The sequence below is a fragment of the Gemmatimonadaceae bacterium genome, from assembly GCA_019637445.1.
GTDB lineage: Bacteria > Gemmatimonadota > Gemmatimonadetes > Gemmatimonadales > Gemmatimonadaceae > Pseudogemmatithrix.
The window spans coordinates 2,154,388-2,174,048 of sequence record JAHBVS010000001.1; the positions used below are offsets into that span (position 1 = coordinate 2,154,388).

The 19,661-nt window shown below is 69.4% G+C and carries 19 protein-coding genes; 14 read left to right on the top strand and 5 right to left on the bottom strand.

The window, feature by feature from the left end; translation table 11 throughout:
* The first annotated feature begins 2 nt into the window (after nt 1-2).
* A complete protein-coding gene (locus KF709_09600) occupies nt 3-1,583 on the top strand; it encodes a HEAT repeat domain-containing protein (GenBank protein ID MBX3174655.1) in 1,581 nt (526 codons plus the stop codon).
* A 10-nt stretch (nt 1,584-1,593) separates the two neighbouring features.
* On the top strand, nt 1,594-2,385 hold the full coding sequence (locus KF709_09605; GenBank protein ID MBX3174656.1) for a HEAT repeat domain-containing protein: 792 nt from the start codon (nt 1,594-1,596) through the stop codon (nt 2,383-2,385).
* Between the two features lie 82 nt (nt 2,386-2,467).
* Here the strand turns inward: KF709_09605 and KF709_09610 are convergent, their stop codons facing one another.
* A complete protein-coding gene (locus KF709_09610; protein ID MBX3174657.1) occupies nt 2,468-3,082 on the bottom strand; it encodes a thymidine kinase in 615 nt (204 codons plus the stop codon).
* Entirely contained in the window at nt 3,079-4,542 is a 1,464-nt protein-coding gene (locus tag KF709_09615; protein ID MBX3174658.1) for a hypothetical protein, read from the bottom strand. Before KF709_09615 ends, KF709_09610 begins: the two co-directional genes overlap by 4 nt.
* 57 nt (nt 4,543-4,599) lie before the next feature.
* On the opposite strand from KF709_09615, the gene KF709_09620 reads away from it, so the two are divergent.
* The 3 genes from KF709_09620 to KF709_09630 are packed head-to-tail and all read left to right on the top strand — an operon-like array spanning nt 4,600 to nt 6,644.
* Entirely contained in the window at nt 4,600-5,805 is a 1,206-nt protein-coding gene (locus tag KF709_09620; protein MBX3174659.1) for a pyridoxal phosphate-dependent aminotransferase, read from the top strand.
* Nucleotides 5,806-5,862: 57 nt separating this feature from the next.
* A complete protein-coding gene (locus KF709_09625; GenBank protein MBX3174660.1) occupies nt 5,863-6,369 on the top strand; it encodes a hypothetical protein in 507 nt (168 codons plus the stop codon).
* Nucleotides 6,366-6,644: an Lrp/AsnC ligand binding domain-containing protein gene (locus KF709_09630; protein MBX3174661.1), complete on the top strand. Its 279-nt coding sequence runs from the start codon at nt 6,366-6,368 to the stop codon at nt 6,642-6,644. Before KF709_09625 ends, KF709_09630 begins: the two co-directional genes overlap by 4 nt.
* A 4-nt stretch (nt 6,645-6,648) precedes the next feature.
* Here KF709_09630 and KF709_09635 read toward each other — a convergent pair whose 3' ends face one another.
* Entirely contained in the window at nt 6,649-7,587 is a 939-nt protein-coding gene (locus tag KF709_09635; protein MBX3174662.1) for a hypothetical protein, read from the bottom strand.
* Between KF709_09635 and KF709_09640 the strand changes: the two genes are divergently transcribed.
* The 5 genes from KF709_09640 to KF709_09660 all read left to right on the top strand — a co-directional run bounded on the left by KF709_09640 (nt 7,568) and on the right by KF709_09660 (nt 15,235).
* Nucleotides 7,568-8,572, top strand: coding sequence for a hypothetical protein (locus tag KF709_09640; GenBank protein MBX3174663.1), 1,005 nt, complete (start codon nt 7,568-7,570; stop codon nt 8,570-8,572). The two genes, KF709_09635 and KF709_09640, sit on opposite strands and share 20 nt — an antisense overlap.
* Nucleotides 8,569-10,545, top strand: coding sequence for an ATP-binding protein (locus KF709_09645; protein ID MBX3174664.1), 1,977 nt, complete (start codon nt 8,569-8,571; stop codon nt 10,543-10,545). Before KF709_09640 ends, KF709_09645 begins: the two co-directional genes overlap by 4 nt.
* Before the next feature lie 90 nt (nt 10,546-10,635).
* A complete protein-coding gene (locus KF709_09650) occupies nt 10,636-11,835 on the top strand; it encodes a DNA repair exonuclease (protein MBX3174665.1) in 1,200 nt (399 codons plus the stop codon).
* Nucleotides 11,832-14,276: an SMC family ATPase gene (locus tag KF709_09655; protein ID MBX3174666.1), complete on the top strand. Its 2,445-nt coding sequence runs from the start codon at nt 11,832-11,834 to the stop codon at nt 14,274-14,276. Before KF709_09650 ends, KF709_09655 begins: the two co-directional genes overlap by 4 nt.
* A complete protein-coding gene (locus KF709_09660) occupies nt 14,273-15,235 on the top strand; it encodes a GNAT family N-acetyltransferase (protein MBX3174667.1) in 963 nt (320 codons plus the stop codon). The genes KF709_09655 and KF709_09660 overlap by 4 nt, the downstream gene beginning before the upstream one ends.
* A gap of 9 nt (nt 15,236-15,244) precedes the next feature.
* Here KF709_09660 and KF709_09665 read toward each other — a convergent pair whose 3' ends face one another.
* Complete coding sequence (locus KF709_09665) at nt 15,245-15,409, bottom strand: hypothetical protein (protein ID MBX3174668.1); 165 nt, start codon at nt 15,407-15,409, stop codon at nt 15,245-15,247.
* A gap of 359 nt (nt 15,410-15,768) precedes the next feature.
* Between KF709_09665 and KF709_09670 the strand changes: the two genes are divergently transcribed.
* Genes KF709_09670 through KF709_09680 form a run of 3 tightly spaced genes read left to right on the top strand, consistent with a single transcriptional unit; the run spans nt 15,769 to nt 17,538 of the window.
* Complete coding sequence (locus KF709_09670; protein ID MBX3174669.1) at nt 15,769-16,182, top strand: 6-carboxytetrahydropterin synthase; 414 nt, start codon at nt 15,769-15,771, stop codon at nt 16,180-16,182.
* Nucleotides 16,160-16,819 carry a GTP cyclohydrolase I FolE gene (folE, locus tag KF709_09675; protein ID MBX3174670.1) on the top strand — a complete coding sequence of 220 codons (660 nt, stop codon included), beginning with the start codon at nt 16,160-16,162 and terminating at the stop codon, nt 16,817-16,819. Before KF709_09670 ends, folE begins: the two co-directional genes overlap by 23 nt.
* Nucleotides 16,816-17,538: an SDR family NAD(P)-dependent oxidoreductase gene (locus KF709_09680; protein ID MBX3174671.1), complete on the top strand. Its 723-nt coding sequence runs from the start codon at nt 16,816-16,818 to the stop codon at nt 17,536-17,538. The genes folE and KF709_09680 overlap by 4 nt, the downstream gene beginning before the upstream one ends.
* 266 nt (nt 17,539-17,804) lie before the next feature.
* Here KF709_09680 and KF709_09685 read toward each other — a convergent pair whose 3' ends face one another.
* The gene (locus KF709_09685; GenBank protein MBX3174672.1) at nt 17,805-18,938 is read right to left on the bottom strand and encodes a YbdK family carboxylate-amine ligase; all 1,134 of its coding nucleotides are present in this window, start codon (nt 18,936-18,938) and stop codon (nt 17,805-17,807) included.
* A gap of 91 nt (nt 18,939-19,029) precedes the next feature.
* Here KF709_09685 and KF709_09690 point away from each other — a divergent pair, with 91 nt between their 5' ends.
* A complete protein-coding gene (locus KF709_09690) occupies nt 19,030-19,650 on the top strand; it encodes a hypothetical protein (GenBank protein MBX3174673.1) in 621 nt (206 codons plus the stop codon).
* Nucleotides 19,651-19,661 lie beyond the last annotated feature (11 nt).

Below are 19,661 nucleotides of genomic sequence, written 5' to 3' on the forward strand. Positions count from 1 at the left end.
GTATGAAACTGCTACTTCTCTCCCTTGTCACGGCCGCGTCGGTTGGCGCGCACGCCCTGCCGGCCGCTCCCGCCGGCGAGCCCGGCATCCCGGCCCCGAGCTATGCCCCACTCGATACCGCCGACTCGCTCTGGCGGCGCGGGCGCATCGCCATCGCCGATGAGTCCTGGCGCGAGGCGGCGCGGATCTTCGAGCGCCTGTCGAAGGAACACCCGCGCTCGGCCTACGCCGGCGACGCACTCTACTGGTACGCCTTCGCACAGCAGCGCAACGGCGGCAACAACGACCTGCGTGCCGCAGTGCGCGCGCTCGAGCAGCAGCGCGACAACTATTCACAGAGCGCCACCTACACCTCCGGCGAGTCCAACCACCTGCTGACGCGTCTCAATGGACGCCTCGCGCGCAGCGGCGACTCCGAGGCGGCGATGACCATCGCCGAACTGGCGGCGTCGGCCGCCCAGCTGGGCGTGACCGTCGCGGCCGACGTGCTGCCGATGGTGGCCGCGGAGCTCGATCGCGTGTCGCCGGAGATGCGTGCGGAGGTGGCGCGCGAGGTGGCCCGCATGGAGCCGGAGATGCGCCGCGAGCTGCGCGCCGAACTGGCTGAGGTGCAGCGCGACATGCGCGATGCGCAGCGCGACCTCGCGCGGACCTCGCGTGGCCGTCGCGGCGATGACATCCCGCAGGAGTGCGAGGACGTCATCACGGACGAGCGCATCGAGGCGCTGAACGCGCTGCTCCAAATGAATGCCGAGACGGCGCTGCCGATCCTCAAGCGTGTGCTTGAGCGCCGCGACCGTTGCTCGGAGTACCTGCGGCGCAAGGCGGTCTTCCTCGTCGCCCAGAAGCGTTCCGACGAGGCGGTGGACATCCTCGTCAGCGCCGCCAAGACCGATCCCGATCCGACCACGCGCAGCGAGGCCGTGTTCTGGCTCTCGCAGACCCGCAATGAGCGCGCGGTCGAGGTGCTGGAGCAGATCCTTGTGAAGGACGCGCCGGACGAGGAAGTGCAGAAGAAGGCGATCTTCGCCCTCTCGCAGACGCGGTCCCCGCGGGCCAGCGCCATCCTCCGAGACTTCGCGATGCGCCGCGACGTGTCCACCGAACTGCGCGGCGAGGCCATCTTCTGGCTCGGCCAGCAGCGCAATGAGGAGAATGCCGCCTTCCTCAAGCAGGTCTTCTCGACCATCGAGACGGACCAGCTGCGTGAGAAGGTGATCTTCTCGATCGCCCAGCAGCGCAATCAGGAGAACTCGCGCTGGCTGCTCGACCGCGCCAAGGACCGTCAGCTCTCCGCCGAGACGCGGAAGCAGGCGCTGTTCTGGGCCGGCCAGTCGGGTGCCTCCGCCGAAGATCTCTCGGCCATCTATGACTCGAGCCCGAACGACCGCGAGCTGCGCGAGCAGGTGATTTTCGCACTGTCGCAGCGGCGTGGCGACTCGAAGACGGTGGACAAGCTGCTCGACATCGCCCGCAAGGAGCAGGATCGCGAGCTGCGTCGCCAGGCGCTGTTCTGGCTGGGGCAGTCGAAGGACCCGCGTGCGGCGGCGATCCTGGAAGAGATCATCAACAAACCGATGTGAGGGCCGGACGATGACGCGGGGAACGTCTTACCGGATACTGGCGCTGGCGACGGCGCTGATGGTCGCGGCGCCGCTCGCGGCCCAGTCCTTGGCGGATCGGATTGCGGCCGTCGGTAGCGGCACGGTGCGGCTCTCGTTCGAAGCGAAGGACGGCGTCTGCGGCAACGGGCGCGGCAGCATCAGCATCGACAACGGACGTGAGCGTACCTACACGACGCGCAACGGAAGCAGGGCCGAGTGGTCAAATGACTGCGAGTCAGGCCCGGTGCGCGTGGCGATGGATGTCTCGCGTCGCCAGGTCACGGACATCCGTAGCTATGTCGGCGGTTCGTGGCGCGGCTCCGCCGACCTGGATCTCGGCATGGTGGACGCCGCCGAGGCCAGCCGCTACTTCGTTGGCTTGGCGCAGCGCGCCGAGGCGAAGGTGGCGGAGGACGCCGTCTTTGCGTCGGTGATCGGCAACGCGCCCGACCCCTGGCGCGCGCTGTTGGACATCGCAAAGGACGACAACCGCCCGCAGCGCGTGCGGCGCAGTGCCACCTTCTGGGTGGCGCAGGCGGCGGGCGAGGCGGCCACGCAGGGGCTGACCGAGATCGTCGAGTCCGATGAGGACCGAGAGGTTCGCAAGAGCGCCGTGTTCGCGATCTCGCAGCGGCCAGCGGATGAGGCCGTGCCGGTGCTGATCCGTGTGGCGCGCTCCAATCGCGACCCGGAGATTCGCAAGAGCGCGATCTTCTGGCTCGGGCAGTCGCGGGACCAGCGGGCGATTGCGTACTTCGAGGAAGTGTTGTTGAAGCGCTAAGCTGACGAAGGACGAAGGTTGGAGGAGGCGAGGCCGTACGGCCTCGCCTCTTTCGTCTTCCGTCCTCCGTCTGCCGTTGAGTTCAGCTCAGCTTCAGCTGCTGCTCGTCCGGTGCGCCCACCGCGTGGCAGGCCCGGCACCGCGCCTCATACGCCTCCGCCGCGCCGACCATTACCACCGGTGAGTCATACGGCGCCGGCTTGCCACCGATGAGCCGCTGGTTGCGGCAGGCCGGCGCGCCGCAGAGCACGCAGATGGCGTGCAGCTTGTCCACCACCTCGGCCACGCAGAGCAACTGCGGCATCGGGCCGAACGGCTCGCCGCGGAAGTCCGTGTCGGTGCCGGCGAGGATGACGCGGCGGCCGCGCAGCGCGAGATCGTTCGCCAACGCAATCACACCGGCATCGAGGAACTGCACTTCATCGATGGCGACGACCTGCGCCAGGGGGTCCAAGCGCAACGAGATCTGCTGCGAGGAGTCCACGGGGATTGCTTCGATCGTGCGCCCGTCGTGCGAGCCCACGGCGTACACACCACCGGCGTAGCGATCATCGAGATGCGACTTGAACACCTGGACGCGCTTCTTGGCGATCATCGCGCGACGCACACGGCGAATGAGCTCCTCGCTCTTGCCGCTGAACATCACGCCGGCGATGACCTCGACCCAGCCGCCGGAGAGCTGGAACGACGCGCTCACCGGTCGCCCCGATCACGGGGCGGACGCGGGCTGCGGGGGCGGTCGCTGCCACCGCGCGGCTTGCTGTCGCGGTCGCGGAATCCGCCGCTGCGCGGCGGACGATCGTCGCTGCCTCGGAAGCCGCCGCGCGGGCCGCGGTCGTCACCACCACGCGCACCGCCCCGCTTGTCATCGGCGCCACGGGGGGCGCCCCGGAAGCCGCCGCGCGGACGATCGTCGCCGCCGCGGAAGCCGCCACGCTTGTCATCGCCCCCACGGAAACCGCCGCGCGGACGCTCGTCGCCGCGCGCTGCCTCGGCTTCCTTCTGCGCCTCGCGCATCTGCGAGCGGACACGCTGCTCGGCCGCCGTCACCAACTCGGCCTGTGCCGCACGCGTGCGCTCCAGCAGCCGTAGCGCCGCCGCGGCGATCTCCAAGCCATCGTACTCACGCAGCAACGGCTCCAGCGCGAGCACCTCGCGCGAGGGGATGCCCTCGGCGAGCTCGGCCCGCAGCTCGGCGCGGCGCCGCATCTCGGCCGCGCGGGCGCGGGAGATGCTCGCACGGTCGGCCAGCGGGCGGGGCACAGCGCTGCCGGCAAGCAAGCGCAGCGCTTCGAGGTCACGTGGCGCGACGATGGCGACGATCTGCGCCGGCTGGGCATCCACGGCCTTCTGCCAGGCTGTGGCACCCGGCACGCCGAGCGTGACGACGAGCGCGGTGTTCGCGGCGACGTCGCTGTCGGTTACGTGCGCGAGCGCACTCTCGGGGTAGCCAATGGCGGCCAGGGCGGCGCGCGCGCCCGCGATGTGATCGGCGTCGGTCACGAGCACGGCCGCCGAGGGCGCATCGAGTTCGTCGAGCACGGCCGGCAGCACGTCCAGCGGGTCGCCGCTCACGGTCAGATAGCGCACGGTCGGCGCCACGGCGGCACCCTCGGCGGGTGCGACATCCTCCACCACGCGGCGCGCCCGGTGCAGATAGCGCTCAATCACCGACTCCACGCCAGGCGTGGCGACCAGCGCCGTGAGCAGGCGCGCGGCCTCGCGCGGCACCTCGGAGAGCACGGCGGCGAGGGCTTCGCTGTCCGCGTCCATCTCGTCGGCGGCGGCGAAGACCACCTGCGTGACGGCGTCGAGCTTGAGGGCGCTCGCGCCAAGCGCGGCGGCCAGCGTCTCGGCGGTGCCGACCACCGCATCGGCGGCGGCGACGCCCAGCAATCGCTGCAAGCGTGCGGGCGAGGTCGCGGCAATCAGGCGGCGGTTCGAAGCGGCCGGAAGCGCGGCGAGCGCTCGCGTGAGCGCGACCGCGGCGCCGGCATCGGGCACGAGGACGAGCAGACGGACCGCAGTGGCGTCGCCGGTCGCGCGTTCGAGCGCGGGCGCGGCGTGACGGGCGATGCGACCCCAATCAGGGGGCAGGAAATAGGCCACATGGGCAGAGCGGACGGCCCCAGCCGTCGCGCGATTCGGTGCGGTCACTGCAGTCCTCGGTTTTCAATAATGGCGTCCGCCTGAGCGGCGGGATAACCTTCGCTCGTGAAATATAGTCCGCTCGCCTTCAAGCCGTCGGCCAACATCGCCGAGCTGCGGGAGTCCGCCACGATTGCCGTGTCGCAGCGGGCCAAGGCGCTGCGCGCAGAGGGGCGCGAGGTGATCGATCTCGGCGCGGGTGAGCCCGATTTCGGGACGCCAACGCCGATCATCGAGGCGGCGAAGCAGGCGCTCGATGCCGGCGCCACGCGCTACACGGCGGTGGATGGCATCCTGCAGCTCCGGCAGGCCATCGCGCAGCAGGCGCAGGCCGTCTACCGCGGCGACGGTGCCATCGGCGCCACCGACGTCGTGGTGTCCGGCGGCAGCAAGCAGACGCTCTACAATGCCTGCGTAACGCTGTTCGGTCCCGGGGACGAGGTGCTGATCCCGACGCCCGCCTGGACCAGCTACTACGAGATGGTCTCGCTGGCTCGGGCGACGTCGGTCGAGGTGCACGGCGACCCGGCACGCGGCTTCAAGGTGGATCCCGAGCGGCTCGAGCGACACGCGACACCGCGCACGAAAGGCCTGATGCTCAACTCGCCGTCGAATCCCACGGGTTCCGTGTATTCGGCGGAGGAGTTGAGGGCCATTCTCGACCTCGCCGCAGCACGTGGCTGGTGGGTGATCAGCGACGAGATCTATCAGCGCATCTCGTATGACGGCGCTGCGCCTGGTGCCCTCGACGTGGCCACGCGGCGCGACAACCTCGTTGTCGTGAATGGTGTCGCCAAGGCCTGGGCGATGACCGGATGGCGCATTGGCTGGTCCGTGGCGCCGACCGCGGTCTCCAAGGCGATGACGGCGCTGCAGTCGCATACCACGTCCAACGCGGCCACGGTCTCGCAGCACGCGGCGTTGGCGGCCCTCACGCTGGGCGCGCCGGTGGACGACGCCGTCGCCGCGATGGTCCGCGAGTTCAAGGCCCGGCGGGACGCGGCGTTGCCTATCCTGCAGGCCTCGCGGGCGCTCACCGTGTTGCCGCCGCAGGGTGCGTTCTATTTCTATCTCAAGGCTCCCGGCGCCGGATCGGTGCCGGACGCTGGCGCCGCGTTCTGCGCGCGGCTGCTCGACGAGGCGGGCGTCGCCATCGTGCCCGGCTCTGCCTTCCGCACACCGGACTGGGTACGCGTGTCGTACGCGGCCGATCGCGAGCAGGTCATCGAGGCCTGCCGCCGCATCGCGGCGACGGCGGACGCGATGGGATGATGGGCCTCGCCGCCGCCCTTCGCCATAGGCTCGGCGCACCTTGGTCAGGAGCGCAGCGTGGCACTTGAGGTGCGGGTGGAAGAGGTCGCTGAGGCCGCGCTACCAGGCGTGGATTACCGCTGGGACGCCGACACGGACATCCTTGTCGCGACACTGCGCGCGACCGCTGTGAGCGAGGGATTGAACGGCTCCATCGACATTGAGGGCGGCGACGGGGCCTGGCTCACGCTGGAACTGAGCGGCGGGCGATTGTCGGCGGTCGAGGTAGCAGTGTGGCCCGACGTGAAGACGGTGCCGACGCTGCCGCTGCCCGAGGGGATCGCTGCCGGCCGCATGCACGTGCCCCAGCGTCGATCCGATGCCGGTCTGGCCGCCGTCGAGGTCGAGGCAAGAATCCGGGCGGTGGCCGATGCCCCCGAACAGACGATACACTTCCGTGTCGGCCCCACGCGCGCGACGCGCACGGTGCGGGTCGCACGCGACCTGCTGCTCGAGCTCGATGGCAAGTCGCATATCGCCGGTCTCTGGTTCCTCAACGTCCCGCCGTTCCCCACGCCGCCATGATCACGACCATCGTCCTCATCCAAGCCGAGCCGCGGCTCATCCCCAAGACCGCGGCTGCCCTGGCGGGCATCGACGGCGTCACCGAGGTGTTCTCGGTATCCGGCGAGTGGGACCTGATCGCGATGGTGAAGGTCGCCGAGTACGAGCAGATCGCCGAGATCGTGACCGAGCGGTTCCCGAAGGTGCCGGGGCTCGTGAAGACGACGACGTTGACGGCGTTCCGGGCCTATTCGAAGGCCGACCTGGAGCAGGCCTGGGACATGGGCGTGGACTGAGGCCCTAGCGGCCGTCCACGCACCAGTCGAGGCCGACGCGGAAGCGTTCCACCCAGCGCGCGCCGTCTCGCTTGAGGATGACCAGCGAGGGGATCGCGGCGTAGCGCCAGGACTCCACGAACAGTTCGGCGATGCTGTCGCCGTCGACGTCCGCGAAGTTCTGTAGGCGCTGGAACTCCACCGTGCGCGCCTCGCCCACCACTGCGTGGCTGTAGCTGGCCACCAGCGTGCCCGCCGAATCCTCGGCGAGCACCAGGACCATCGCGGTGCTACCGGCGCCGGGACCCAAGTCACCCGCGTTCGGGTCGATGTAGCTGGCGAGCAGCGTGCGGCCCGCGGCGCCGACACCGGTGCGGATCCAGCGCGCGTGGTAGTCGAGTCCGTTCAGGTCTTCGGGGCCGATATTCGCGGCGGAGGCCACGGCGCTGGCCAAGCTGCGGCCCTGCGCATCCGCGCCGGCCGGGACGGCGCGATTGTCGACGCGCTGCGCCAGCGGACGCGAGGAAGCCAGTAGCTCAACCGTTTCCTCGAGCGAGACGGTCGGGCGAAGCAGGCCCAGCGCGTGTGGGACGATGCGCCTGCATCCGGGCACCGAATACAGCGGTGCGCTGTCCGCCGGCCACATCCCGCGGACGATCTCCAGTGTGCCGGCCGCCAGGCCATTGCGGTACATCGCGTACTGGCGGCCCATCGCAAAGAGGCTGGAATCGACGATGCGCCAGCCGGTCTCGCTGAGGCTCAGCGGCTCGAAGCTGCCCCCACGGACGACGGCGATGGGCGCGAGCTTCGGCGCCTCGCGGGGTCCGAAGACCTGGAAGAGGACGGTCGAGGAGTCCGTGAGGTCGGTGAACGCCTCGCGTTCCGCGTCGTCGGGGGCGCGGGTCTGCTTGTCGCAGGCGATGATGAGGGCTAGGATGCTCGCGATGAGCGCGGTGCGCCGCATCCAGCCAAGCTATGACCCGTCGCAGGGGGCGGCAAGCGCGCGCGGTATCCTCGCCGCCCTGCGCGCCAGCGGCGTCGCGGCGGCCGCCCAAGGAAGCCCGCTGGAGGTCCGGGAGCCCGAGGCGTCCCCCCGGATTGAGACTGCCGACCCGGTGGAAGGGCAGGCCGTGGAAGTCCGGGCGGTCACGGGGCCGCCGGTGGTCGGCATCTCCGCGTTTCTGGACGGCATCCAGCGCTCGACCGTGCGCGCGCACGTCGGGACGGTCCCCGTCGTCCACGGTGCCGTGGCGGCGGCGGTGCGAGTCCGCGACGGGCGCCGACTTCGCACCTGGGAGGAGCCGCAGCGCAGCCACGCCTGCTTCCTTCCGGCGGCCCTTCTGGATCCCGCGTGGGTCGCGGGACTGGCGTCGCGCTGCGAGGTCGTGGATACCTTGGCCGACCTCGAAGCAGGTGCGGAGCCGCCGCGGCATCCGAGCGACCTCGCCGCCCGTGCGCTCACGGCGGTGCAGCGTCGACGGGAGCGCGCCGAGCTGGCCTTGGCGACCGTGTGGACGGAGCGCGGCTCCGGCACTCTGCTGATTGACGGCGGCATCTCCGGAAGCGAGGCCGTGGCACGGAGCGAGGCCGTGGTCGGCGTGGTCAAGTCGCATCGCACGCTCTACGCCCCGGGTGAGTCGCTGCCCTTGGTGCTCGGACTCCGCGAAGGCGAGCGCACGACCGCCGTGGTGTTGTCGTCGCCGCGGCGATTCCCGGTGGCGACCTGGTACCTGCGCTTGCGCACGTCCGCATCGCGCGGGCCGATGTTCGGTCTCGTGCGCGTCGAGGTGTCGGCGCAGGACCCCATATCTCTCAGCGCGCGCGCCGACCTGGTGTCCCGCTGGCTGCTCGCCGAGCGCAGTCCCGTGTCGCTGCCAGATGCGCGCTGGGACGTGATGGTCTACGGCATCCGCGAGTGCGAGGAATACCTTTCGGCCATCCTGCCATGACGACGCCAACATCGCCCCAAGTGCTTGGCCGTGTGGTGGCCACCGAGCGCCGGCCCAACACGCCGCACGAGTTCCACTTCTGGACCGCGCTGGACGCCCCGGTGGGTATCGGGACCATCGTGCGCGTGGACTCGGAGCGCCCGATCAATGGCGTGCTGCCGGCCATCTATGGAGTGGTGACCGAGGGCTTCGGCTACACGGACCTGCAGACGCCGCTACACGATGTGTTGGGTGCGGATGGGCAACCGGGCGCCTCGCAGCTCGCGCCGACGGAGCGCACGGAGATCCGGCTCTATACGGCAGCCGTGCTGCGCCACGTGCCAGAGGAGCCGCTGCAGCCGGTGCCTATGGGCAGCGTGCACCTGGCCAGCGAGGCCGACGTGCAGGCCGCGCTGCGGATGGACAGCTACGCACAGGGCGAACAGCGGCGGGCGATTCCGGTGGGGATGTATCGCGCGGGCGGCACCCAGGCCGGCGTGCACCTCGATGCCGACTTCCTGCTCGGGCCCGAGGCGGCGCACCTCAGCATCTCGGGCGTGTCCGGACTGGCGACGAAGACCAGTGCCGTCGAGTGGTTGCTGGCGAGCATCTTCGCGCACTTCCCGCAGGAGAAGGGCGGGGTGGCGGCGGTCTGCTTCAATGTGAAGGGCCCCGATCTCTGCTTCCTTGACCAGCCTGCCTCACAGCTGGATGAGACCGATCGCGGGATCTACGAGGCACTGGGGATCCCGGCGGAGCCCTTCCGGAACGTGCGCTACTTCGCGCCGTGGACGGCCAAGGGCTACCAGCTGGCGACGCTGCGTTCGAACGAGGCGCTGCAGGGCAACGTGCAGCCGCTGACCTGGGGCCTGCGCGAGACACTCGAGTATGCCGAGGTCCTGCTCAACAAGGATGACGTGGACGCCAAGGCCGATGCGCTGATCGACTTCATCAAGGAGCGTGTGCTGGACCAGGTCTTCACTGACGACGAGCTCGGCCTGCGCGCCGAAGTGCGCACCTTCGGCGACCTCGAGCGCTGGTTCTCCGACCTGTTGCGGGGGATCGAGAACCGGGAGCGGCAGAGCGATGTCTGGCGCACACACCATGTGGCCACCATTCGCAAGGTCCGCAACCGCCTCAGCAACATCTCCACGCGCTGCAAGGGGCTGGTCACCGACGACGGCACGGTTTCCGACCTGCCGTTCGGAGAATTCGAGGATCGCGCGGTCTACGTGGTGGATGTCGCCAACCTCGAGGAGGACGCGCAGGACCTGGTGTTCGCGCGCGTGGTCTCGCAGCTGCGTGAGTCGCTGGAGAAGCGGCAGCTTGGCGTCTCGCAGGTCGTGGTCTTCGTCGACGAGCTCAACAAGTACGCGCCGAACGACGGCCCCGACACCTACGTGCGCAAGATGCTGCTCGACATCGCGGAGCGAGGACGCTACCTGGGGATGGTGCTGTTCGGGGCGCAACAGTTCCGCTCGCAGGTGCATCGACGCGTGGTCGGCAACAGCGGGACCGCGCTGTACGGCCGGATGGACCCTGACGAGTTGGCCACGCCGGGCTACCAGACCCTGGCGCCGGCCACGAAGGCGAGGCTCGCCACGCTGGAGAAGGGCCAGTTGATGGTGCGCCACCCGCACTTCGGCCAGCCCATCTTTGTGCGCTTCCCGCGACCGGCGGTGCTGGCGGGGCGTGAGGGCGTGGAGCGATTCCCGCCCGCCGAGGACCTGCCGCTGGACGCGGCGTTGACGCGGGCGTTGCGGCGACTGGACCCAAACATCACCCTGGCAGCCGTGCAAAAGGAGCTCGCGCTGGCCGGCGACAGCGAGGACGAGATCATCCAGGCGCGGAACCGTACGATCCAAACGCGCCCGGAAAACGTACTGGCCTTCTTCCGTTCGCAGCTGCGCAAGCGTGTGGACCGACAGGCCGTGTCGCGCGCGCCGACGCCCGCGTTACGGGCGACCCCGGAAGACGACCCGTATGGCGGCTAGGGCGAGCCAGTCGTCCGCCGCACGGCCCTCGATTCGATAGCGCGTCATTGCCTCCCGCGCCGAGGGTGAGGCCGTAGATTCCCCCGGAGAGTGCGCCTCATCCACCTCTCCGACCTGCACCTCGGCTTCCGCCAGTTCCAGCGGCAGACCGCGGCCGGCATCAACCAGCGCGAGGCCGATGTCGCGAAGTCGTTCGCGCGCGCCATCGACCGCATCATCGAGGTGGCGCCGGAGGTCGTGCTCGTCGGTGGTGACGTGTTCCACACGGTGCGTCCCACGAACACGTCGATCCTGCACGCCTTCAACCAGTTTGCGCGCTTGGTGCAGGCGCTGCCGCAGACGAAGGTCGTGATTGCGGCTGGCAACCACGACATGCCGCGGTCGAGCGAGACGGTGTGCATCCTGCGCCTCTTCGCCGCACCGCTGGGCATCCACGTGGCTGACCGCGAGGCAAAGCGCTTTGCCTTCGAGGATCTCGACCTCTCGGTGCTTGCCGTGCCGGACCTGCCGCCGGGCACGGTGGACTTCGCACCGGACCCCGAGGCCAAGTACAACGTGCTGCTACTGCACGGCGAGGTCACGGGTGCGATTCCACAGGCGGCGAAGGGCGAGAATCCTGATCGCGCTGCGATGCAAATCCCGGTCGAGGATGTTGCGCGCACCGGCTGGGACTACGTCGCGCTCGGGCACTACCACGTGTACACGCGCATCGCTGAGCACGTGTACTACTCGGGCTCGCTGGACTACACGAGCACGAACCCCTGGGGCGAGTTGGCCGCCGAGAAGGCGGCGAAGCTGCCGGGCAAGGGCATGATCGAGCGCGATCTCGCCACGGGAAAGCAGACCTTCCACCCACTGCCAGTCTCTCGGCCGTTCATCGACCTCCCGGCCGTGGACGGTCGCGGGATGTCCGCGGCCGACCTCGATGCGCAGATCCAGAAGGCTGCGGACCGCGTTCCGGACGGCATCGACGGCAAGGTGCTGCGCCTGGTAATCACGAACGTCCCGCGGCACATCGCCCGGGAGATCGACCACAAGGCACTGCGCGAGCTGCAGCGGCGCGCGCTGAACTTCCAGCTCGACACGCGGCGGCCGCAGGTCGTGCGCCAGCGCGGCACGGGCGCGCCCGGCCGTCGCCCGTCGCTGGCCGAGACGCTGCGCGAGTCGCTGGCGGCCCGTGCGCTGCCGAACGGCGTCTCGCGCGACGAGTTCCTCGCGCTCGGGCTGCGCTATCTCGATGAAGCCGAGCAGTCGGAGTTGGCGCGCGCCCTGCCAGGCGGTGACCCGTGAGACTCACGCGGCTGCGGCTGACGAACTTTCGGCAGCACACGGACACGGACCTCGAGTTCTACTCGGGACTCACAGGGATCATCGGCCCCAATGGGGCGGGCAAGTCGACGATCCTCGAGGCCATCGCCTGGGCGCTGTACGGCGGCGGCACGGTGCGCGGCGGCAACGACTCAATCCGTTTCCAGCGCGCGGCGCCGCGTTCGCCCGTGCGCGTGGAGCTGGAGTTCGAGCTGGCCGGACATCGCTACCGCGTGGTCCGCGGGCTGACCAGCGCGGAGCTCTATCTCGATGGCGGCGAGGAACCGGTCGCGGTGTCGGTGACTGCCGTTGCCGAGATGCTGCAGCGCCGCATTGGGATGACGAAGACGGAGTTCTTCAACACCTACTTCACGGGCCAGAAGGAACTGGCCGTGATGCAGGCGCTGACGTCGGGTGAGCGCGCGCAGTTTCTCTCGCGTGTGCTGGGCTACGAGAAGCTGCGCGTGGCGCAGGACCTCTGCGCGGCGCGGCGCAAGGAGCTCACCAGCGAGATCGCCGGCCTGCGCAGCGGGATGCCCGAGCGTGACGCCGTGCTCGGCGCGCTCGCCAGCGCACAGGCCACGCTGCGCGAGGCGACGACGCGCGTCGTGGATGCCGAGCGGCTGGAAACCGAGACGGGAGAGGCGTTGGCGGCAATCGCGCCGCGCTGGCTCGCGGCGCAGACCGGCCGCGAGGAGCGGGAGCGTGTCGAGCGCGAACTCGCGGGCATCGATGGCGAGGACGGTGCGCTCGCCCGTACCGAGCACGGCGTCGGCGATGAACTGAAGGCCATTGCGACCGCGCGCGAGCAATTGGCACCGATGCAGCCGGAGGTCGAGCGCCTTGCGGCGGTGACCGAGGCACTCGAGCGGCAGCGCACGCTGCAGGCGGGCGAGGGGCGGCGTCGCGCGCTGCTGACCTCGCGCACAAACGTCTCCACCGATGCCGCGGCCCTCGAGACCGAAGCGGAGCGCCTGCGCCTCACGGTGGCCGAGGAGCCGAATGTCGTCATGCAACTCACCCAGCGGCGCGAAGCGCTGGAAGCGGCGCAGTCCAAGCTGGAGTTGCGGCGCACGGAGTGGGTGCGCGAGCGCGAGAGCGTCGAGGGTCGGCTGCGCACGCTGCGCGCGACGTACCAGGACCTGCGCGACCAGCGCGAGACGCTGCTCAACGCCGGTGAGGCGGGGAACTGTCCGACTTGCACGCGCCCGCTGGGGGAACAGTTCCGCGCGGTGCTCGATGTGCTGGAGCGCCAGATGGAGACTACCGAGGCTGACGGGTCGTATTTCAAGACGCGGCGGGAGCAGCTGGAGGCGATGCCGGCGGACATCGCGCATCTCGATGAGCTGCGGCGGACGCTGCAGGGCGAGCTGAGCACACTCGAGCGGCGCGCGACCGAACTCAAGGGCGACATCAAGCGTTTGGCGACCGTCGAGCAGGAGCTCGCCAACAAGCGCGCGCGGCTGGCAACGATCGCCGGCGAGATCGCCGCAATACCGGAAGGCTACGACGAAGCGGAGCACAAGGCCCTCGAAGCCGAGCGCGCGCGCCTGGGTGAGGCCGCGCAGGTGGCGAGTCGTCTGCAGCATCAGATTGAGCGCGAATCCGCACTGAAAGCGGAGCAGTCGCAGATCCGCGAACAGCGCTCGGCGCTGGCCGAGCGGCGCGCCGGCGCGGCCGCGCGGCTCAAGGGCCTGAGCGTACCCGATGGCGACTACACCGAGCTGCGCCGATTGCACGAGGGTGTATCGGCGGCACATGCCGAGGCCGGTCAGAAGGCGGCGTCTGCGCGCGCCGGCCGCGACCTGGCGCAGGCCGCGGTGCAGCGTGCCGAGCAGGAGCGCGCGGAGTTCGACTCGCTGTCGGCCAAGGTCGCCGCGCTCGACGAGCAGCGACGGCTGCACGAGGAGCTGCACCGTGCCTACTCCGAGCTGCGCAACGACCTGAACTTCCAGCTGCGCCCCGACATCTCGGAGATCGCCAGCGAGTTGCTGCGTACGCTGACGGATGCGCGGTACAGCGAGTTGGAGCTGGACGACAAGTATCGCCTCGTGGTGCTCGAGGATGGCGTGCCGAAGCCGGTCATTTCGGGCGGCGAGGAGGACGTCGCGAACCTGGTGCTGCGACTGGCCATCTCGCAGATGATCGCCGAGCGCGCTGGGCAGTCGTTCTCGCTGCTGGTGCTCGACGAGGTGTTCGGTTCGCTCGATGACGTGCGGCGGGCGAACGTGGTGTCGCTGCTGCGTGGCCTGCAGGACCGCTTCGACCAGGTCATCGTCATCACGCACATCGAAGGCGTCCGCGACGGGCTTGACCGCGTGATCGAGATCGGTGTGGACCCGGCGACCGGGGCGGCGGTGGTCACCAGTCCTGATCCCGTGGAGGCCGAAATGCATCTCCTTGGGTCGGAGGCTGTCGCGTGACGGAGCCGGCGACAAGAATCGGCGGTCCGTTCCCGATCAAGGTCGAGGACATCGCGCCGTTGAACGAGTTGTTTAGCGAGGCGTTCAGTGAACGCTATCGTCGGGACGGGATGTCGGGGGTTCGGGTTCCGCCGCTAAATCCGGCCATCTGGCGCTTCGCCTTGGAGAGCGCCGGCGAGGGTGCGATGCTCTGGCGCGATGGCGCCGGCGCCTTGGCGGCGTTCAACCTCGCCCACGCCTCGGGCCGCGAGGGCTGGATGGGCCCGCTGGCGGTGCGCGACGACCTGCAGGGCCGCGGACTGGGGGCGACCATCGTGCGCGCGGGCATCGAGCATCTGCGGCGCGTGGGCTGCACGACGATAGGGCTCGAGACGATGCCCCGGACGATGGACAACATCGGATTCTACGCCGGACTGGGATTCCTGCCGGCGCCGCTGACCATCACCGTGACGATGGACGGGACAGGTGGCGCAGCGCCCCCGGAACTGCTGGGTCGATTGGGCGCCGGCGACCGCGAGCGTTCCATGAACGAGATGCGCGCGCTCACCGAGCGCGCACGTCCCGGCGCGGACTACACGCGCGAGGTTGCGGTCAGCCTGCACCACGCCATCGGCGACGTGGTCCTGCATCGCGACGCCGACAGGCGACTGCGCGGCTTCGCGCTGTACCACGACGTGCCGTTGGTGGAAGGTCGAAGCCGTGAGGAGCTGCGTGTGCTCAAGCTCGTCGCCGCATCGCCGGACGACCTGATGGCCTTGGTGGATCTCGTGCGGGTGCAGGCGCGCCGCAGCGGGGCGCTGCGTGCGGCGTTTCGCGTGCAGGGGGAGTTCTCGTCCGCATTTCGCGTGCTCGTCGCGCACGGGGCGCGGGTGCGCTGGACGGACCTTCGGATGACGCTTACCGGGGCGGGCGAGGCCAGCGGTGGCGAGGGTATCGCGCTGTCGAACTGGGAGATCTGAGACGGCGCGCTACTTGGCCTTGCGGGCGCGCTCTCCGCGCTTCACCGCGCCAAACACGATGAAGAACACCCCAAGCGTGAGAAACAGGTGAATGAAGCCCGGCGCCTCCCACAGGAAGGTGCCGCCGGCCCAGAGCGCCAGCATACCGATGCCGATGACGGTCAAGAGATCCATGGGCGTGTCGAAACTGTGATGCAAGGGTGATTGACGCGGCGCCGACGGCGCTCCTACATTCCTCCCACGATCTACGGGACGGAGAGATCTACTTTTTGAGCCGATAAGTCCTACGAAACGGATCCGACATCTCTGCAACCGTCATGCCCGGACGCCGGGAAGACGCCAACAGGGTGAGGGCCTCATCCATTCGACAGGGCTTCAAAAACCCTCTTCGCTCCCCTTCCTAGCCGACGCCTCGAGGCCCCGCGCCCCGAGGCGTCGGTGCGTTTGCCACTCGCGGAACCGCGGTCACGGCGACACGCTTAATGTAGTCCTGCTGGCGCTGCCTCGCCGTGGTCCACCGTCGTCCCATCGCAATGCCCATTGTCACCGTCACCCGCCTCGTCCGTTTCAATGCCGCGCACCGCGTCTACAATCCCTCGTGGAGCGATGAGCGGAACCAGGCCACCTTCGGGAAGTGCAACAATCCGAACTGGCACGGGCACAACTACACGCTGGAGATCACGGTCGAAGGCCGGGTGGATCCCGAGACGGGCTACGTGCTGGACCTCGGCGAGGTGAAGCGCATCGCCCAGGACGAACTGGTGCGGCATGTGGACCACAAGAACCTCAACCTCGACGTGCCGTTCATGCAGGGAACCATCCCGACGACGGAGAACTTGGTCTTGGCATGCTGGCGCGTCCTCGCGCCGAAGCTGGCCCCGGCGCGCCTCGTGCGCCTCAAGCTCTGGGAGACGGAGAACCACTATGTCGAATACGACGGCCGCTGAGCGCGCTCGCGCCGCGGCACGGGCCGCGTCCGCCCCCGACGCGTTCGAGGCCGCGGTCGGCAGCAATGCCGACCGCATGCTGGAGTTCGAGAACCTCGTCCGTCGCGAACTCGAGCTGATCGGCGAGGACCCCGCGCGCGAGGGATTGCTCAAGACCCCTGAGCGCGTGGCCAAGTCGATGTCCTGGCTCACGCGTGGCTACGAGATGAACGTCGAGGATGTCATCGGCGACGCCGTGTTCGAGGAGGAGCACGAGTCGATGGTGATGGTTCGCGACATCGAGCTCTACTCGATGTGCGAGCACCATATGCTGCCGTTCTTCGGGAAGGCGCACATCGCCTACATCCCGCAGGGGCGGATCGTCGGGCTGTCGAAGCTGCCGCGCATCGTCGAGGTCTTCGCGCGGCGCCTGCAGGTGCAGGAGCGGCTCACGGAACAGATCGCGCAGGCCATCCAGGACGTGCTGCGACCCGAAGGTGTCGGCGTCGTCATCGAGGCCGAACACCTGTGCATGATGATGCGCGGCGTAGAGAAGCAGAACTCCAGGACCATCACCTCGGCCCTCAAGGGATCGTTCCGCAACGATCCGATGACGCGCGACGAGTTCCTGCGCCTGGCGCACGGTCCGCGGCGGTGAGTGGCGCGCTGGCCGGCCGTACGGCGCTGGTCACGGGCGCGTCGCGCGGCATCGGCGCGGCGGTGGCGCGCGCCCTGGCGGGAGCCGGGGCGCGCGTGGTCTTGGTGGCGCGCTCCGTGTCCGACCTTGAGGCCCTGGCGGCGACACTGCCGCACGAGGCCGCCGTCGTGTCGGCGGACCTCTCACAGGATGCCGCCGTACCCACGGTCGCCGTGGCCGCACGCGAGGTGTTGGGCGGGGCGGATCCGAGCATCCTCGTACACGCAGCGGGCACCTTTCCGTTGGCGACGGTGGACGCGAGCACGGACGCCGACATCGCGACGGCGATGGCGCTCAACGCCGCCGTGCCGCTGCGACTGACGCGCGAGTTCCTGCCGGGCATGCGCGCGCAGCCAGGCGGCCACGTCGTGATGATCGGCAGCATTTCCGACCGGCACGTGTTTCCCTCGAATGCCGTCTACGCGGCCAGCAAGCACGCGCTGCGGGCGGCAACGGAGGCGCTGCGCGCCGAGACGCGCGGGACGGGCCTGCGCACAACGCTGGTGTCGCCGGCCGCGACGGATACGCCGATCTGGGATCCCTACGATCCCGACGCGTCGGACGGACTGCCCAGCCGGGCGGCGATGCTGCGGCCCGAGGATGTGGCCGACGCGGTGCTCTGGGCCGTTACGCGGCCCGCGCACGTGGACGTCGACGAGCTGCGGCTGTCGCGGAGCTGAGATTCCTCTGGAGAGGAACCGCGAACTGCTGGCCACAGAGGCACAGAGACACAGAGAGCCTTGGTGCACGAAACGGCCTTCGGGTCTTCTCCACGCGAACGTCAAATGGGGCTCGGCGGAGAGATCTTTCCGCCGAGCCCCACAGTCTTTGCTCCTTGGAAAACCCCAGAGGGCTGGTCGCGCCCTGGCACCTCTGTGTCTCTGTGCCTCTGTGGCAATTAGGTGAAAGCCACGGGAATCGCAAATTCTGTGAAGCGCGCGAGACCTCAGCCCGCTCCCATGCCGGCGTTGAGGTCGTTCTCGAATTCGTCCGCCAGCGACAGCGTCACCTGCTCGAAACTCCGCGTGCGCTCATAGAGCGCCCGCTGCCGCTCGGCACTCGTGGGGCCACCGTCGGCGAGGGCCTGCAGCATGCTCGCGTACACGCTGTCACGCTCCATGTACCCGTCCGTGGTCAGCTCCTCGAGCGTCTGCTTGAGATACGCGCGCACCGGCATCGTATCCCCGTCGTTGCTGGTGATGTATTCCGCCTCCAGGCCGTGGCGCGAGGCGCGCCACTTGTTCTCGCGGACGCGCCAGGCGGGCGGGAGCCCGCGCTCCTGCCCTGAGGCCACGCGCGCGCCGGCGCGCTTGGCAAGGCTCTGCGCAAGGGCCACGATCATTGCCGTCTCGCGCAGCGACGCGAGACCGTCGCAGACGCGAATCTCCACGGTGCCGTACCGCGGGCTGGGACGGATGTCCCACCAGAGGTCCTTCAGTGATGTGATGGCGTGTGCCCGCTGCAGCGTCGTCACCAACTCGCAGAACTCGGTCCAGTCGTGCACCAGCTGCGGCATGCCGCCAGTCGGGAGCGCCTCAAACACCGTGATGCGCGACGACGCCAGTCCGGTGACCTCGCCCTGATTGAAGGGCGAACTGACGGAGCAGGCGAGGAGAAGGCCGAGATCGTGCAGGAGGTCGTTCTGCACGGCGATCGCCGTCTCGGGGTCGGGCATGCCCACGTGCACGTGCAAGCCGAAGATGAGCAGCCGACGGGCGATCCACTGATTGCGCGCCACGAGGCCGTGGTAACGCTCGTGCGGGAACAGCTTGCGCTCCTGGTAGCGTGCGGTGGGATGCGTACCGGTCGAGAGAAAGCGCACGCCCAGCTCGCGGGCCACGGGCATCATCTTCCGGGCCGTATCGCGCAGGTCCTGCTCCGCGTGGGCGGCGTCGCGACAGATGCCAGTGTTCATCTCAATCATGGATTGGAAGAACTCCGGGCTCAGTCGCGGTGGGCCGCTCCAGGCATTCAGGAGCTGCGCGGCCTTCGGGGCCAACTCCAGCGTCTGGCGGTCGACGATGGCCAGTTCGACCTCGACGCCGAGCGTGTAGGGTTCGGACTTTGCGAAGTCGAGCATTGGGGCGGGACCGGGGGACAGCGCGCGGGTGCCTGCAGCCGCGCGGAACTCCCTAAGTTACCACCGATGCGGTCCCGACCGAACCCCGCCGATGCGGCTTGAACTGGCCGAACGGCTCCGCTGTCCAGGCACACACGCGGCCACGCCACTCGTGGTTGTGGCGCAGCGAACCGTCGAGCGCGAGTTGCTCGATGGGGTCGCGGGCTGCCCCGTGTGTCGGCTAGAAGCACGATTCGCCGATGGAGACCTGCTCCTTCCCGGCGCGTCGGACAGCGTTGCATCAACCGACGCTCTGCCAGGCGAGGAGGAGTTGCTCAGGCTGGTGGCCCTACTCGGGCTCGCCGAGCCCGGTGGTGCGGTGCTCTTGGTCGGCAACTATGCGCGTTTCGCCGCAGCGCTTGTGGCCGAAATCGACGTCCGTGCGGTGGTGCTGGGTGCGGCGCCGCGCACGTCCGGCGTCTCAGCGGTACGCGGAGCGCAGCAAGTGCTGCCCTTCAGCGATGCGACCTTCCGTGCTGCGGCGATCGGTGCCAGCACCCCGATGCCACTGCTGCTCGACGTCGTGCGTGGCGTGGCGCCAGGCGGACGCGTGGTCGGCGCGCTGCCGCTGGAACGGCCCGCATCCGTGCGCGAGTTGGCCCGCGACGAGCGTGAATGGGTCGGTGAAGTCGAACGCGGCGCAAGCGGCATCGTGCCGCTGCGCCGCGCCTAGTCCGACCAGGC

What these genes read in the sequence shown, in the direction of transcription:
- KF709_09600 (MBX3174655.1), top strand. Translation starts at nt 3, where the DNA reads ATGAAACTGCTACTTCTCTCCCTTGTCACGGCCGCGTCGGTTGGCGCG.
- KF709_09605 (MBX3174656.1), top strand. Translation starts at nt 1,594, where the DNA reads ATGACGCGGGGAACGTCTTACCGGATACTGGCGCTGGCGACGGCGCTG.
- KF709_09630 (MBX3174661.1), top strand. Translation starts at nt 6,366, where the DNA reads ATGATCACGACCATCGTCCTCATCCAAGCCGAGCCGCGGCTCATCCCC.
- KF709_09640 (MBX3174663.1), top strand. Translation starts at nt 7,568, where the DNA reads ATGAGCGCGGTGCGCCGCATCCAGCCAAGCTATGACCCGTCGCAGGGG.
- KF709_09635 (MBX3174662.1), bottom strand. Translation starts at nt 7,587, where the DNA reads ATGCGGCGCACCGCGCTCATCGCGAGCATCCTAGCCCTCATCATCGCC.
- KF709_09645 (MBX3174664.1), top strand. Translation starts at nt 8,569, where the DNA reads ATGACGACGCCAACATCGCCCCAAGTGCTTGGCCGTGTGGTGGCCACC.
- KF709_09665 (MBX3174668.1), bottom strand. Translation starts at nt 15,409, where the DNA reads ATGGATCTCTTGACCGTCATCGGCATCGGTATGCTGGCGCTCTGGGCC.
- KF709_09670 (MBX3174669.1), top strand. Translation starts at nt 15,769, where the DNA reads ATGCCCATTGTCACCGTCACCCGCCTCGTCCGTTTCAATGCCGCGCAC.
- folE (MBX3174670.1), top strand. Translation starts at nt 16,160, where the DNA reads ATGTCGAATACGACGGCCGCTGAGCGCGCTCGCGCCGCGGCACGGGCC.
- KF709_09685 (MBX3174672.1), bottom strand. Translation starts at nt 18,938, where the DNA reads ATGCTCGACTTCGCAAAGTCCGAACCCTACACGCTCGGCGTCGAGGTC.
- KF709_09690 (MBX3174673.1), top strand. Translation starts at nt 19,030, where the DNA reads ATGCGGCTTGAACTGGCCGAACGGCTCCGCTGTCCAGGCACACACGCG.